Source organism: Paenibacillus sp. JT22N7, from assembly GCF_059383875.1.
Genome location: NZ_JBXENY010000010.1, coordinates 14,656 through 29,084 on the forward strand (window position 1 = coordinate 14,656; position 14,429 = coordinate 29,084).

At 49.2% G+C, this 14,429-nt stretch carries 13 protein-coding genes and 1 other annotated feature (1 of these 14 running past the window's edge); all 13 genes read right to left on the reverse strand.

Annotation, left to right across the window (positions count from 1 at the left end; all coding sequences use genetic code 11):
- Window positions 1–24: 24 nt before the first annotated feature.
- The 13 genes from AC50Y5_RS24330 to AC50Y5_RS24390 all read right to left on the reverse strand — a co-directional run bounded on the left by AC50Y5_RS24330 (window position 25) and on the right by AC50Y5_RS24390 (window position 14,179).
- On the reverse strand, window positions 25–1,170 hold the full coding sequence (locus AC50Y5_RS24330) for an FtsW/RodA/SpoVE family cell cycle protein (RefSeq protein WP_494864030.1): 1,146 nt from the start codon (window positions 1,168–1,170) through the stop codon (window positions 25–27).
- 7 nt (window positions 1,171–1,177) lie between these two features.
- Entirely contained in the window at window positions 1,178–1,969 is a 792-nt protein-coding gene (minD, locus tag AC50Y5_RS24335) for a septum site-determining protein MinD (protein WP_046229380.1), read from the reverse strand.
- Between the two features lie 3 nt (window positions 1,970–1,972).
- Entirely contained in the window at window positions 1,973–2,641 is a 669-nt protein-coding gene (locus AC50Y5_RS24340) for a septum site-determining protein MinC (RefSeq protein ID WP_494864143.1), read from the reverse strand.
- Window positions 2,642–2,703: 62 nt separating this feature from the next.
- On the reverse strand, window positions 2,704–3,237 hold the full coding sequence (mreD, locus tag AC50Y5_RS24345) for a rod shape-determining protein MreD (protein WP_081418971.1): 534 nt from the start codon (window positions 3,235–3,237) through the stop codon (window positions 2,704–2,706).
- Complete coding sequence (mreC, locus tag AC50Y5_RS24350; protein WP_494864031.1) at window positions 3,234–4,067, reverse strand: rod shape-determining protein MreC; 834 nt, start codon at window positions 4,065–4,067, stop codon at window positions 3,234–3,236. Before mreC ends, mreD begins: the two co-directional genes overlap by 4 nt.
- A gap of 99 nt (window positions 4,068–4,166) precedes the next feature.
- Window positions 4,167–5,201 (reverse strand): rod shape-determining protein, encoded by a 1,035-nt coding sequence (locus AC50Y5_RS24355; protein ID WP_056039909.1) that lies wholly within the window; start codon window positions 5,199–5,201, stop codon window positions 4,167–4,169.
- Window positions 5,202–5,243: 42 nt separating this feature from the next.
- Window positions 5,244–5,933 carry a RadC family protein gene (gene radC / locus AC50Y5_RS24360; RefSeq protein WP_056039907.1) on the reverse strand — a complete coding sequence of 230 codons (690 nt, stop codon included), beginning with the start codon at window positions 5,931–5,933 and terminating at the stop codon, window positions 5,244–5,246.
- A 40-nt stretch (window positions 5,934–5,973) separates the two neighbouring features.
- Window positions 5,974–6,582, reverse strand: a complete 609-nt coding sequence (locus AC50Y5_RS24365; protein ID WP_056039905.1) for a Maf family protein — start codon at window positions 6,580–6,582, stop codon at window positions 5,974–5,976.
- Between the two features lie 25 nt (window positions 6,583–6,607).
- Window positions 6,608–6,850 (reverse strand): DUF4321 domain-containing protein, encoded by a 243-nt coding sequence (locus tag AC50Y5_RS24370; RefSeq protein ID WP_056039903.1) that lies wholly within the window; start codon window positions 6,848–6,850, stop codon window positions 6,608–6,610.
- A gap of 63 nt (window positions 6,851–6,913) precedes the next feature.
- On the reverse strand, window positions 6,914–8,377 hold the full coding sequence (locus AC50Y5_RS24375; protein WP_494864032.1) for a hypothetical protein: 1,464 nt from the start codon (window positions 8,375–8,377) through the stop codon (window positions 6,914–6,916).
- 330 nt (window positions 8,378–8,707) lie between these two features.
- Window positions 8,708–10,108, reverse strand: a complete 1,401-nt coding sequence (gene murC / locus AC50Y5_RS24380) for a UDP-N-acetylmuramate--L-alanine ligase (protein WP_056039899.1) — start codon at window positions 10,106–10,108, stop codon at window positions 8,708–8,710.
- A 7-nt stretch (window positions 10,109–10,115) separates the two neighbouring features.
- On the reverse strand, window positions 10,116–11,489 hold the full coding sequence (locus AC50Y5_RS24385) for a bifunctional folylpolyglutamate synthase/dihydrofolate synthase (RefSeq protein WP_494864033.1): 1,374 nt from the start codon (window positions 11,487–11,489) through the stop codon (window positions 10,116–10,118).
- Between the two features lie 29 nt (window positions 11,490–11,518).
- A complete protein-coding gene (locus AC50Y5_RS24390) occupies window positions 11,519–14,179 on the reverse strand; it encodes a valine--tRNA ligase (RefSeq protein ID WP_056039896.1) in 2,661 nt (886 codons plus the stop codon).
- 77 nt (window positions 14,180–14,256) lie between these two features.
- Window positions 14,257–14,429, reverse strand: a binding site (T-box leader); it runs 60 nt beyond the window's last position.

Consider the following 14,429-nt stretch of genomic DNA (forward strand, 5'->3'; position numbering starts at 1 on the left):
CCTTCCAAGCAGCAGCTTATGTGGTTATTCAGCCAGCTCATACACTTCCTGATGGGCCTTTATACTGAATACGATACCAATACAAATCATATTCAGCAGCAGTGAAGTGCCGCCGTAACTGATGAATGGCAGCGTGATGCCGGTAATCGGCATTAGGCCGATCATCATGCCGATGTTTTGGAAAATCTGGAATACGAACATCGACGCGATGCCTATCGTCATATAGGATGCCCGTAAATCATGACATTTGAAGGCGATTATTATAATTCGATAAATGAGCAGGAAATACAGCAGCAATAATACAGCTGCCCCCTGAAACCCAAACTCCTCGCCGATGACAGCAAAAATGGAATCCGAATACGGGTAAGGAATGAACTTTCCATTTTTCATCTCGCCCTGAAGATAGCCATCCCCCGTAAGCCCGCCGGAGCCTATTGCAATTTTAGCATTTTGGGATTGATAGCTTGCATCAGCAGATGCTTCCTCAGGATGCATAAACGTATTAATCCGATTATACCAGTGCGTTAATTCTTTTTCTTTCAAATAAGTATATATTTCCGTATTGAACATATTAAACAGCGTCATGAACAAGATCAAACCGCCGACAACGACAGCAAGCCCTACAAGAACATGCTTATATTTAACATTTCCAATCCAAAGCATTCCGAGCACAATAACCAAATAAATAATCGCATTTCCTAAATCGGGCTGCATCATTACAAGCGCAAACGGCAATAGGGAAAAGGCTGCTATCGGTAATAAATCTTGAGAAAAGCCTAATCTATCGCCTTTTCTTCTTCCCATAATGTAGGCAATACCGATAATCAAAAAGATTTTCATGATCTCTGCCGGTTGAAAGGAAAAACTGCCGAGTTTAAACCAGCCTTTCGCACCATTGATGACAGAACCAAAGAAATAGACCATTATGAGCAATGTAACACCAAATCCGTACAATATATGCCAGGTTTTCAGTAAAATACGATAATCAAACAATGCGGCAAAAATAGCAATAAAAAAGCCTACTGCATAAAATATCATCATTTTATTTTCTGAACCAGCATAATTCACATCATGAAAAGTTGCACTATGGATAACAAACAAACTAATAACCATCAGACAGACCAGGATTGCTACGATACCCCAGTCAATTTTTTTGAATTTATTTAGCACAAGGCAATCATCCTATTCCCAAAAACTTGCGGAACCGTTTGAAGGCGCCTGCCTTCTCGTCTAGCAGCATGAGCGGAACCATATCGCCCAAAATGCGGCGGGCAATGTTGCGGTAAGCAATCGCCGCGCGCGAGGAAGGGTCCATTACGGTGGGCTCCCCCGTATTTGCGGATTTAATAACCTTCTCATCGTCCGGCACGATACCGAGCAAATCAACGGCAAGCACCTGACAAATTTCATCAATATCGAGCATCTCGCCGCTCTTCACCATGTTCTGGCGAATGCGGTTAATGATGATTTTAGCGGCAATGCCTTCTTTCTCAAGCAGGCCAATTACCCGGTCTGCATCGCGCACGGCAGCATTTTCTGGTGTTGTAATGACAATAGCGCGATCCGCACCAGCAATGGCATTACGGAAGCCCTGTTCAATTCCGGCTGGGCAATCAATAATGACATAATCAAATTCCTTCTTTAGCTCCAGCACCATGTCTTTGACCTGTTCGGGCGATACATCATTTTTGTCCTTCGTTTGGGCAGCTGGCAGCATGTACAGCTCGTCAAAGCGCTTGTCCTTGATCAGCGCTTGATTCAAGCGGCAGCGGCCTTCTGCCACATCGATAAGATCATAAATAATGCGGTTTTCCAGTCCCATAACAACATCCAAATTACGCAGTCCGATGTCGGTGTCAACCATACATACCTTCTTGCCAAGCAGAGCCAGTGCCGTTCCCAGATTAGCGGACGTAGTCGTCTTGCCAACGCCGCCTTTTCCAGATGTGACAACAATCGCTTCTCCCATAAGTTACACCCCTCTTAACATAATCGGATTATTGCGTAAACGGTATAATTGCGAAATTTTATCCATTTGCATCGTTCCCTCATTCAAAAAAGCAAATTCCATCGCCGGATCGCCCGACATCCATTCCTCCGGCGGCCTGCTAATAATATCTGCTATGCGCAATTGCGTCGGCCGCATCAGCGATGCCGCAATAATAACATCCGTTCGGCCGTTCACACCCGCATGAGCAACGCCGCGCAGCGCGCCCATCACATAAATATCGCCGGTGCTTATAATCGTTCCTCCCGGGTTTACATCCCCCGTCAGCAGCAAATCGCCTTCACGCTCCATCGTTTGGCCCGATCGAATAATTCCGCTAATGAGCTGAATACCCGGCGACGCTTGCGACGGCTGGCTGCCTGCCGCGGACTCCGATTCCACCGATTGTACAATCAGATTGCCCTGCGCGCGAATTACCGATCGAATCCGTTCTTTATCCTCATCGCCGAGCTGTCTAGTTCCCAGCTTGACATGGACGTGTACGAGCGGGCCGGTGAGCAGCTGCTGATGGGTTTTCTCAAGCTTGTAGTGCAGCTCATCAAGTAATAAATCAAGCTCACAACTATCGTCGAGAAGGAACACGAGACCTTCCTTGACGCCTTTAATCATAATATGCTGCTTTTCGGCCACGATTGTCCCTCCCCAACGTATTGCATTCTTTTCGAAACAATCGAATTCCTGCTTTTTCCTCCAATTTATTCCTCATCCTGGTCCTGATTAAGCTTCGCATCCTGCTCATACAGCTTTCGAACAGGCACATAAATAATCAAGGCAAAGGCAAGCTGCAAAAATAAGCTAGGCAAAATATGATCCAGCAGCGCGTATGCATACGACTCCTCCGTCAACCGGAAAAGCGAATAAATGAAATAAACGGCTGAATCGTATGCGATGCATGCAAAGCCAATGACGGACAGGCAAGTGAGCAGCGTGCTGCGGCGGCGATCGAACAGCAGTCCGGCAAAATAGCCGATCAGCCCCATCATAAACGTATGAACACCGAGCAAATGACCGTAATAGACGATATCCTGAATAAGTCCGATACCTAAACCAAACAGCAATGCGCGATGGCGGCCACTATACAGAGCAGCATATAAGATAAAGACAAAACTGAAATGCGGGATAATTTTACTCGAATAATCCGCCGGAATGATCCAGGGCATAACGCTGCCTTCTATAATAAAAAGCAGAAACAACAGCAGGATAAGCCGATTTGTGCTCATCATACTCATTTGCCCGCATCCTCCGATGCAGTGACCTCGACGACAAACACCTCTTTAAGCTGGTTCAAATTAGCTGCCATCTCAATAGAAGCCGTATATGTCAAGCCAAAGTTGCCTTCTTCCTTCGTCTCTACTGTTCCAATTACAAGACCACGCGGATAAACGCTGTCGCTCCCTGAAGTAACAACCAGGTCACCCACAATCATTTTGTCGTTCTCGGCGATTCTCGTCATAATTAACCGCTGCGTCTCATCATCATAGCTGGTAACCATGCCGAAAGAGTCGCTTTTGCCGAGAATAGTCGCCGCAATCGCATTGGAAGTCGGCGACTTGTCATCCAGCTCCGTAATCGGCATGACGGTTGCCGTATTCGGCCTTACTTGGCTGATGATACCGATAATGCCGTCAATTGTCGTAACCGCCATATCCTGCTTTATGCCATTAAGCGAGCCTAAATTAATTTCCAGCGTCTTGCTGTATGGATTATTGTCAATAGCAATGACATGGGCAATCCGGTAGTTGTATTGGTTTATTTTTTTCTGCTGCTCTGTAAAATTCAGCTTTTTCTGCAAACTCTCATTTTCTTCCTGCAAAAAGTTATAGCCGATTTTGTCGCGGGCGTAAGCAGCTGCTGTCAGTCTCAGCTGTTCATTCTCCTCATAAATCGTCCGGAGTTTGCCAATATCCTCAAAGAAACCCGCTATTGAAGCAGCGGGCACATAAAACCATTGCTGAACGAATCCGACTGAATCTCCGATAAACTTCTCCGGCATACTCAGCTCCTTACGGTCACTTAGCGAGAAGCCGATGACCACAATGAACAGAATAAACCCGAACATAAGCATAAACATGCGCTTATTTCTAAACAGCTTAAACAGCTCGATCACCTGCCTGTTCTAATCACATTTTCATTTTTGCCTAATGGACGGAAAGCTCTCCTAGCGTCTCGAACGACCGCCTGAGCCGCCTCTGCTCTTGAACAAATGAATATGGTCAAGCGAACGGCCGGTACCTATAGCTACGCAGTCAAGCGGGTTGTCCGCAACAATGACCGGCATGCCTGTCTCGCGCTGCAGCAGCTTGTCCAGATTGCGAAGCAGCGCTCCGCCGCCCGTCAGTACAATGCCGCGATCCATAATATCCGCAGATAGCTCTGGCGGGCATTTTTCAAGTGTAATTTTAACAGCATCTACGATAGCTGTCACCGTATCCGCAAGCGCTTCGCTTACTTCATCCGATGTTATCGCAAGCGTCTTAGGCAGGCCGGATACGAGATCACGACCTCTAATTTCCACCGATTCCGGCGGATCAAGCGGCATTGCTGTACCCAGATCCATCTTAAGCTGCTCCGCCGTACGCTCCCCAATCATCAAATTGTAAAAGCGTTTAATATATTGGATAATCGACTCATCCATTTCATCCCCAGCGACGCGAATCGAACGGCTTGTTACAATGCCGCCAAGCGAGATTACTGCAACCTCTGTCGTTCCGCCCCCAATATCAACGACCATGCTGCCCGTCGGTTCCCAAACTGGCAGATCAGCGCCAATCGCTGCAGCGAACGGCTCTTCAATTGTATAGGCTTCGCGGGCACCTGCTTGCTTCGCAGCATCTTCAACAGCACGCTTCTCAACTGCAGTAATGCCAGACGGCACGCAAATCATGACGTTCGGATGGCGCGGAAACAAAGATTTCTGCTTTTGCGCTGAACGGATAAAATATTTAATCATCGTTGCTGTCGTTTCAAAGTCGGCAATTACGCCATCTTTCATTGGACGTACTGCGCGAATATTGCCCGGCGTTCTGCCGATCATTTTTTTCGCTTGCTCGCCAACTGCTTCTATCGTTTTCGTATCGGTACGCAGGGCTACCACAGACGGCTCCCTCACGACAATTCCTTTTCCTTTTACGTATACAAGAGTATTAGCTGTTCCCAAGTCAATGCCAAGATCTTTCGATAAACCACCAAACATGTTAGTGCTCCCTTCTGAAATGCCACAATCCTTCTTATTATATTACATGTAGCCTTGTTCCTTCAAACTAATAAACCTTCCATCACCAATCACCAAATGATCCAGCACTTCAATGCCTACTAGCTCGCCAGCAGAGACGAGCCGCTTCGTCAGCGCAATGTCTTCAGCACTGGGCGTAGGATCGCCGCTCGGATGGTTATGCACGCAAATGAGCGAGGCGCTGCTGCATTTAATAGCCGCACGAAATACTTCTCGCGGATGAACGAGCGACGCATTCAGCGTCCCCATCGATAGCGTCTCTTGGGCGATAATGTGATTTTTCGTATTTAGAAAAAGACAGACGAAATGCTCCTTTTTCAAATGACGAAGCTCATCCATGACATAATTCGCCGCATCCTCTGGCCTCCGCACCGTAACAACGTCGCCATTGCCTGTACGAGACACTCTGCGTCCGAGCTCAAGTCCTGCGCGCAATTGAATCGCTTTCGCCGGGCCAATGCCGCGAATCGCTGTCAGCTCTTCCAGACTCATATCCATCAAGTTGCGCAAATTGCCACATTCCTTCATGATATTACCCGCAAGATGGACAACTGATTCCTTTTTTGTACCCGTTCGCAAAAGAATGGCCAATAATTCCGTGTGACTGAGCGCTTCGGCCCCATATTTAATTAATCGCTCTCTTGGACGTTCTTCCTGTGGGACATCACGAATAAATTGGCGCTGCGACTCCATGCCCATCCCTGCTTTCGTAAGTTAGCTTGAAGTACGTGGATCAAAATACATATATGCGATACGCCGCCAGCATATCTGACAGCAGTGACAACGGCAACCCGACAACGTTGAAATAACAGCCCTCGATCCGCTCAACAAGCGTAGCCCCATAACCTTGAATACCATAAGAACCGGCTTTGTCATGCGGCTCTCCAGTAGCTATATACCGATTAATCTGGTCTTCCTTTAGGGGCCTCATATGCACCTTCGTCATGCGATGAGCCGAGGATTGTTCACCATTATGCGTTAAAACACAAGCTACACCTGTATATACTTCATGAGCTCTGCCTTGTAGGCTGCTCAACATCGCAAAAGCATCTGCCTCATCTGCTGGCTTGCCCAGCACATGGCCATCCACAACGACAATCGTGTCCGCGCCAACGACGATAGAGGGTTCCGTATTCCCCTGCATCCGCAAAAGCTCAGCCGTTGCCCGCGCCTTGCGCAAGGAAAGCTGTTCTACAATTTGCTCGGGGCTCCAATCGGAGGGCACACTTTCGTCCGCTTCCGAGGACAAAATATAAACCGGCAAGGAAAGGTCAAGAGAGGCGACCAGTTCCTTCCGGCGCGGAGACGACGATGCCAGCACGAACTGGCTGATCGGATTCATAGGTATAGCGCTCCTTCGTTTAAACTTACAGTTTGCGATAAAGCCATATAGCCACTATAACACCAATAATACTGAATAAGCTAATTTGGAAGTTAATCGTCATTGTAAAGCTCAGTACATACAAATCAACGGCAGGAGACCACGAAGCCTCAATCGCTTTGGTCAAGAAAGTTATTCCCGGTATCGACTCCAGCCAGCGTGCCACCAAGGCCCCCGCAAGCAGACCGAGCACTAGGAAAAGCAGTAACATCCAGCCGTTTTTCTTCATTGTTCAACGCCTCTCGCCAAGTAATGACAACTGCTCTCTATTATACCTTAGTATGATTTCCGTTTACAATGCGCGTATAGTCTCAAACCACGATTTTTGTGTCAGGATCGCTTCCATTAGAGCTCGCTGCACCGACCACAAGTGCGCCTGAGAAGGATTTTTATCATATTCCGTAAGCGACGAAGCCGCTGTATTTACCGCTTGAACAACCGCACCCATCGACGCTTTACCCGCCTCGTCTTGAATCCCAGACTCCATCGCCTTTATGCTGAGCGTCCATTTTTGATGCTCCGTCCGCCAAGCCTTCGCCGCATTTTCGCCAAGCGGCGCAAGAACCGGCTGCTCCAGTTGGGCCAGCGCCAAATCATCCAGCATGCTTATCAAGGCATTCGTCTGCTCAAAAAAACTGCTTGCAGCTGCCGCCTTCCCCGTAAAAGGAAACTGCTCTGGTGCCTGAACAATAAGCTCTTTCACATATACCTCGGTACCAGGCAGCATTTTGCTCAGCGCAATTGCCCTGCTGCGATCGCCCGCCATCCCCGCATATACCCGAAAGTCGTCTGCTGTTGTCGCAGCAGCAGAAGCAAGTCCCCTGCTAGCCAGCTCCTCCATTGCGGCATCTCTGCCCTCTGAGTTGCTAAATACGCCATATTGCAGCAAATGGTAGGCCTGTGGCTGAATGGCCAGTTCCACCGTTTCAAGCGGCGCAGCTGAGCTTCCGCTATTTCCCGCACCTGCTCCCGTGCCCAAGCCATTTCCCGCATTTTGCGATGCTGGATTCCCGCTGACCGCGCTCGACTGCCCGCCCGCTGGATTAGAAGAGCTAAGCGAGGAGGAATCCAAAAATAAAGACAACAGCAAATAACCGAATAAGGCTCCCGTTGCCAGCGCCCCTGCTACCGATAAAAAAACATTGATCCAAGATGGCGAATGTCCAAGCCTGCGTATCGAGCGAACCGGACGGTTGCCTAAATCAAGCTCAGGCGAATGCCGCTGGCCGTCATCAGCCCATCCATAGCGGGTATTTTCTGGCCCATGCTCTATTGCATCGCTATTGCGTTTAGAACCGCCGAGAGAAGGCACCTGCTGTTGAAGGTCATTAAATACTCCCTTCTCCTCCACTCTTTGCTGCTCTTCAGAAACGAAAGCAGGCGGCTCATTGTCTGCGACATGTCTGGATGTTTTCGATGCTATGGACGAATCGGCAGGCGAATAGGTACGATTAACAGTCACTGTATTAGATTCGTCAGGCAAGTGATGATCCGACTCGCGAATCAACTGCTCCAGCTGATCCATCTCCTCATCGACCTGGGTGCTCCATGGACTGAACTGCGCATCTGAATAAGAGGCTGTATTTTTATATAAGGGGATGACTCTCGCAAAATCTCCCTGCTTCGAAGCACTAGGCTGCGCAGCAGCAGCTGGAACTTCCACAGCTGGCTCCGCTGCGGCCATCTGCTTGTTTTCGGAGCGCGAAGCTTGTCCGGCTTGGTCGAAACGGTACGTAATGCGGTTTTTTGAGTTCATGTCATTCTCTCCTTGTCTCATTCTTCTATTCCTACTCTATGAGACAATTAAGAGATTTATGATTATGAACAAACGGATACGTAAATAACATTCGCAGCTTACCTCAAGTTTCGTACAGTCGACAACCTTTTTTGCTATAAAAATCTAAGGGAATTGTATCCAGCCCCTCAATGCTGCGCTAGCTCATTGGAAAACTTTATTTAAATGGCGTCAAAGACATTGCCATCGTTTGGGTGCAGCTCCTTCTTATTACGCAACAAAAAACGCTGGAAAACGATTTTCACGTTTTCCAGCGTTTAATGGAGCTGCCTCATGCAGTGGATACCTGCTTTATTTACGGCCTGCCTTTAACCATTTAGCCAAAGCATCCGCTGTTTTCCAAATATCGCCGGCTCCCATCGTGATGACAAGATCGCCAGCCGAAGCAGCTGTCTTCAAATACTCCAGCACTTCTTCCTTTGTTGCAATAAAAGTCGTATTCGCATTGCTGTTCGTCTTAATAAGCTCAACCAGCTTCTGCGAGTTGACGCCCTCAATTTGCTGCTCGCCAGCTGGCGAATAAATGTCGGTAATGATGACCTCGTCCGCTTCCGGAAACGCCCGGCTGAACTGGTCGAGAAGGAAATAGGTACGCGTGTAGCGCTGCGGCTGGAACACAGCTACAATCCGTTTGCCCGTCGCTTTGGCAGCACTGATCGTCGCGCTGATCTCGGTTGGATGATGGGCATAGTCGTCAATAACGAGAATGTCCTCTACTTCGCCGAGCACTTGGAAACGACGCTTGGCCCCAATGAATTCACGAATAGCGCCCGCAATTTGTGCAAATGGCAGCCCTGCTTCCAGACAGGTAATAATAGTAGCCATCGCATTATATACATTATGTTTACCTGGTACAGACAGTTCAACCTCGCCCAAGAGCTTCCCTAGATGGGTTAATTGGAACGATACTTTACGGTCACCCAGTACGACTTGCTCCGCTTTGTATTGGGCCTCGCCATCAATGCCGTAAGTAACGAGCTGAGATGGATCGAGCGATTGACTTGCATACAGCTTGCTAATGATCTCGTCAATATTGTCATCGTCAGCACATACGATAGCTTTGCCATCCGGCTTTACCTGCGACAGAAATTGAACGTAGGCATCTTTCAGCTTGCCAAAATCACCGTCATAATTTTCCAGATGATCCGGCTCAATATTGGTTACAATCGCAATCGACGGATGGTAATGCAGGAAAGAGCCATCGCTCTCATCTGCCTCCGCTACTACGTATTCGCCGCTTCCGGCTTTTGCATTCGTACCCACGTTTACGATCTCGCCGCCAATAATGTAGGTTGGATCCGTTCCGCAGTTTTCCATCACAAGGGCAATCATCGACGAGGTCGTCGTCTTGCCATGAGCGCCTGCAACGGCAACGCCTTTGCCTTCATTCATCAGCTGGGCAAGCATTTGGGAGCGATGCAGCACCGGAATATTTAGCGCCTCCGCTGCGCACCGCTCTACATTGTCTTTGGTCAGTGCTGTGGAGTAAACAACAAGCTCCGCACCTTTAATATTTTCCGGTTCATGACCGATATAGATTTTTGCGCCTTTCGCCACCAGCTTCTCTGTGAGTTCCTGACGAGCGACATCAGAACCAGTTACCGTATAGCCCTTCTCCAGCATGACGCGGGCGATAGCACTCATCCCGTAACCGCCTATTCCGATGAAATGAACATGTTTTGCTGTATTCAAAGACGGTTCACCAACCTTTTTCAGAATCCGAGTTGTACAATAAGCGGGCGCGAACGTCCGCTATTAAATAAAGCGTTCCGGTCACAACCCCAAGGTCTGTTTCCCCGGTCAAATGCTGCAGCTGCTGAAGCGCCGCTTTCCAGTCAGGCTCTACAATCAGCTCAAAAGCCTCTTTCCCCTGCACAGAACGTATGAGATCAGCCAGCGCCTGCGCATCTTTTTTGTTGCGAAAATCAGGCTCGGTCACAATTAGCGTATCTACTATTGGCAGTATATGCTTCATAACCTCACGATGATTCTTATTATCCAGCATACCCATCATTAGGATTAAACGATCATAGCGATAGGTTGTTTTTAGCGCAGCAGCAAGCGTCTCCGCCCCTTCAGGATTATGCGCTCCATCAATGAGAATACGCGGGGAATGCGACACCATTTCCAGACGTCCAGGCCATGCCGCAAGGCGCAGCCCCTCCTCCAGCGCATCATCCTCCACGATGAGAGCCGCATATTGGCGAAGCACCTCAAGCGCCATCACTGCAACCGCTGCATTCGTGCGCTGATGGGCGCCGTTCAGCGTGATCGTCAGCGGATGGATAGGGCGGAAAAGCCCATCGAAACGGAACGTTTGCTCATCCTCGCGAACCGAAAGCGCCGTCTCGCTGAACTGCTCGCCTAATAAATACAGCGAGCTTTTGCTGTCAATCGCCTTTTGCCGAATAACTTCGATCACTTCTGGCTGCGTAACCGCACTCACGACAGGAACGCCAGGCTTAATAATGCCCGCCTTTTCCGCCGCTACCTTCTCCAGCGTATCGCCAAGGCGATCCATATGGTCATGCCCGACATTGGTAATGATGGAGAGAACGGGCGTCACAATATTTGTAACGTCCATTCGTCCGCCGAGCCCCGTTTCCCATACGACATAATCGGGATACGTTACCTTCGCGAAATACAAGATGGCCAGCGCCGTAGACACCTCGAACATCGTCGGAGAGCCCTGCTCGGTTGCCGCAATTTCCTCAACGACAGGCTTTAGCACATTCGACAGTTCAAGCAGTGTCTGCTCTTCAATATCAGCGTTATTATATTGAAAACGATTCGTAAACTTCGTAATGTATGGCGATGTAAACGTACCTACATCATAACCGCATTTAATAAGCGTGCTCGTCAAAAAAGCACAGGTAGAGCCTTTGCCGTTCGTTCCAGCCACATGGATAAATTTCAGTCTGCGATGTGGATTACCCAGCCGCTCCATTAAGAGCAGGACTCGCTCAAGACCAGGCCTTATCCCGAAAGGAATAAGACCATTTATCCAATCTACTGCTTCCTGGTACGACTGCAGCCCGCCGCTTTCCGGCTGGCCCGAGAGCTGATTCGTCATCGTAGAAACGCCTTCTTTCTTCCCGGTGTCTATCCGCGTAAATCCGCGATTCTAGCTTGAACCTTATCGCGTTTGTCCGCATAATCCTTCATTTTGGAGCGTTCCTCTTCGATGACCTTCGCAGGAGCCTTCGCTACAAAGCCCTCATTGCCGAGCTTCTTCTCAATGCGGGTTACTTCGCCGTTCAGCGTCGCAAGCTCTTTCTCAAGGCGGGCAATTTCCTGCGAAATATCAATCAGCCCTGCTAGCGGGAAGTACAGCTCTGCGCCCGTAACAATACTGCTCATCGCCTTATCCGGAGCTGCTAACGCAAGACCTGCCTCCAGCTTCGAGGTTCCGCAGAACCGGCGGACAAACTCATCATTGCGGGTCAAAATGATCGCCTCGGCTTCGCTCGTCGGCTTAATCATCAGTTCGATTTTTTTGCTCATCGGCACGTTTACTTCCGCGCGAACGTTACGCACCGAACGGATAATATCCATCAGCAGCTCCATTTCCTTCACCGCTTCAGGCGCTTCCAGCGCAGCATCGTATTCCGGCCATGCTGCAAGCGTAATCGTCTCGCCTTCATGCGGCAGATGCTGCCAAATTTCCTCACTGATGTAAGGCATAAACGGATGAATCAGACGCTGCGTGCGATCAAGCACATAAGCGAGTACCGATTTAGTCGCTTGTTTCGCTTCTTCATCGCTGCCATAAAGGTTAAGCTTCGCAAACTCGATGTACCAGTCGCATAGGTCATCCCAAATGAAGTTGTACAACTGGCGGCCCGTTTCTCCGAACTCGTAGTTGTCCATCAAGCGGGTTACTTCGCGAACGGTTTCGTTAAGACGGTGCAAAATCCAGCGATCCGCCGTACCCAGCTTGCCGGTAATATTAATGTCGCTTGCGGTGAAGCCTTCCAAATTCATCAGTGCAAAGCGCGACGCATTCCAAATTTTATTGGCAAAGTTGCGCGACTGCTCCACCTTTTCAAAGCGGAAGCGCAAATCCTGCCCCGGTGTACTGCCTGTCGATAGCATATAACGCATCGCATCTGCGCCGTACTGTTCAATGACTTCGAGCGGATCGACGCCGTTGCCAAGCGACTTGGACATTTTATTGCCGTTCGCATCGCGTACAAGACCATGAATCAGCACGTCCTTAAACGGCTTTTGATCTGTGAACTCCAGTGCAGTAAATATCATTCGAGATACCCAGAAAAAGATAATGTCATAGCCCGTCACCAAAACATTCGTCGGATAGAAGCGTTTTAAGTCCTCGGTTTGCTCTGGCCAGCCAAGCGTCGAGAATGGCCATAGACCCGAGCTGAACCATGTATCCAAAACATCCTCGTCCTGGCGCAGCTCCGTGCTGCCACAAGAAGAACAGCTCGTTACATCTTCGTCGGAAACATGCATTTCACCGCAAGCGTCGCAATACCAAGCAGGGATACGGTGTCCCCACCACAGCTGGCGGGAAATACACCAGTCATGTACATTTTCAATCCATTGCAAATAAATTTTCTCAAAACGGTCTGGAACGAAGTTTACGCCTTCGCCGGATTTTTGCGCATTAATCGCCTGCTCCGCGAGCGGCTTCATTTCAACGAACCATTGCGTGGACAAATACGGCTCAACGACCGCACCGCTGCGCTCGCTGTGGCCAACCTGATGCACGTGATCCTCGATTTGAACGCACACGCCCTGCTCCTGCAAATCCTTCACGAGCTGCTTACGGCAGTCGAAACGGTCCAGTCCCGCATAAGGGCCAGCTTCCGCATTCATCTTGCCGGACTCGTCCATAACGATAATTTGCGGCAAATCATGACGAAGGCCAACCTCGAAGTCATTCGGATCATGGGCAGGCGTAATTTTTACAGCGCCGGAGCCAAATTCCTTGTCAACGTATTCGTCGCCAATAATCGGAATCTCGCGTCCAATGACCGGCAATACGATCATTTGACCAATGAGGTGCTGGTATCGCTCATCTTCAGGATGAACGGCAACCGCGCTATCGCCCAGCATCGTTTCCGGACGCGTTGTCGCAACCGTAATATGCCCTGAGCCGTCCTTCAAAGGATATTGCAAATGATACAAATGACCGTTCAGCTCTTTATGCTCAACCTCAATATCGGACAAAGCCGTTCTAGCAGCCGGATCCCAGTTGATGATTTTTTTGCCGCGGTAAATGAGGCCCTTCTTGTAAAGCTGTACAAACACCTCGCGCACAGCCTTCGACAGCCCCTCATCAAGCGTGAATCGTTCGCGCGAATAATCAAGCGACAGCCCCATTTTTGCCCATTGGCCGCGAATCGTTCCCGCATATTGCTCCTTCCAATCCCAGACCTGCTCCAAAAAAGCCTCGCGTCCCAGATCGTAGCGGGATTGTCCTTGCTCGCGGAGCTTCTGCTCCACTTTCGTCTGTGTCGCAATGCCTGCGTGGTCCGTTCCTGGCAGCCACAAAGCATCAAAGCCCTGCATCCGCTTAAAGCGAATGAGAATATCCTGCAAAGTGAAATCGAGCGCATGCCCAATGTGCAAAATTCCCGTTACATTCGGCGGGGGAATAACGATCGTATAGGTCTTGGCTTCCGGGCGCTTGCCCGCTTCAAAAAATTTTCCATCCATCCAGAAGTCATACCACTTCAGTTCAGCGGCTTTCGGGTCGTAGGTCGTCGGCATCGCCGGCGTCGTTTGATTTTCAGACATAAGCTCCATCCTCCACATATCGCATAATGGCATCATTACTTTAATTTTGAATACAAAAAAAACCTTCCGCCCTTATAGCAAAGGACGAAAGGTTAGCTTCCGTGGTACCACCTTTGTTCCGCGCGTCTTGCAACTGCACGGCACTCAAACAGATAACGGCTGTGGCCGGCTTGAATTAACGAATAGCAATCCGCTTGATTCAAGCAACTCCAGGGCGACTTGTACGAGTAAAATCCTGCGGAACTCTCAG